At 23.5% G+C, this 990-nt stretch carries 1 protein-coding gene and 1 pseudogene; one reads left to right on the top strand and one right to left on the bottom strand.

The window, feature by feature from the left end; genetic code table 11:
• Positions 1-237, top strand: a pseudogene (locus CD127_RS11915) (hypothetical protein); the annotation flags it as partial.
• Positions 238-279: 42 nt separating this feature from the next.
• Here CD127_RS11915 and CD127_RS11910 read toward each other — a convergent pair.
• Complete coding sequence (locus tag CD127_RS11910) at positions 280-690, bottom strand: YolD-like family protein (protein WP_000612779.1); 411 nt, start codon at positions 688-690, stop codon at positions 280-282.
• Between the last annotated feature and the right edge of the window lie 300 nt (positions 691-990).

Below are 990 nucleotides of genomic sequence, written 5' to 3'. Positions count from 1 at the left end.
GATTTTAAATCTCCACAATATATTGAAGAATTAAACAAAGAAGAATTATCACTAATTGAATTGGAGCAGTCATATAAGGAAGAAGAAAGAAGCGAAAAATTAAATAAACTTTTGTTAATAATAAGTCTTTTATCAATTTTCCAAGTAGTAGAAATTTTTTTCAGTGATAAAAATAATATATTTAATATCAGTATGATACTTATAATGATTTTGCTAGAAGTATTTCGAAAAAGGTAATTATAAGAACACTATTTAAACTTTTTAAAAGTTTAAATAGTGTTAAGTGATACTACAAACGTTAGCATTATTTAAATTATATATATTATTGTTAGTATCAGAAAAGGAAAATGTATTACTAATTTCATCCTTTTTTAAAATTTTTCCTGTATATTTTGAAATGTTACCGTCTTCCCAATATGAGATTGTACATAACTCATCATTTTGAATTTTTATTTGAAAAATCTGATCTAAATTATCTAATGAATCATGTGTTAGCAATGGTTTTTCTATTTTATTTTGATCCTTTATAATTTGTTCTAAAATTTCAAACTGTTGCGGGAGAGTCGCAAAAGCTTGCCATTTGATTTTTCCACGCCCTTGAGGGATTTTAGGGTTTAAATATTTTCTTGGTATTTTTCTATAATCAGTTTCATATTTATATTCATCTGGCGCATTAGGATTTGGAATCATGTTTACCACCTCATCATCATTGTAGAACGTATGTTCTTTTTTGGCAAGGATTATATAATTTTTTAATGTGATTAATTAATTAATTTAAAATAAGTTATTTTCTATATGGAAAAGTTGAGTAAGATTATCGAGCATTTATAATTATAGTAACTGGAATTATGATGTTTGGTATGTTAATAGTATTTTCTCTTTTAAAAAATGTGAACATAAAAAAATAGAACATATATAATTATAAATAATATATATGTTCTTCGATATTATGAAGTTTTATGAAAGATAGAATTATATCAGTTTTTGTAG

The sequence above is a fragment of the Staphylococcus petrasii genome, assembly GCF_002902565.1.
GTDB classification, from domain to species: Bacteria; Bacillota; Bacilli; order Staphylococcales; family Staphylococcaceae; genus Staphylococcus; species Staphylococcus petrasii.
Note: the sequence above shows the minus strand (reverse complement) of the source record. Positions and strands in the feature narration are given on the sequence as shown.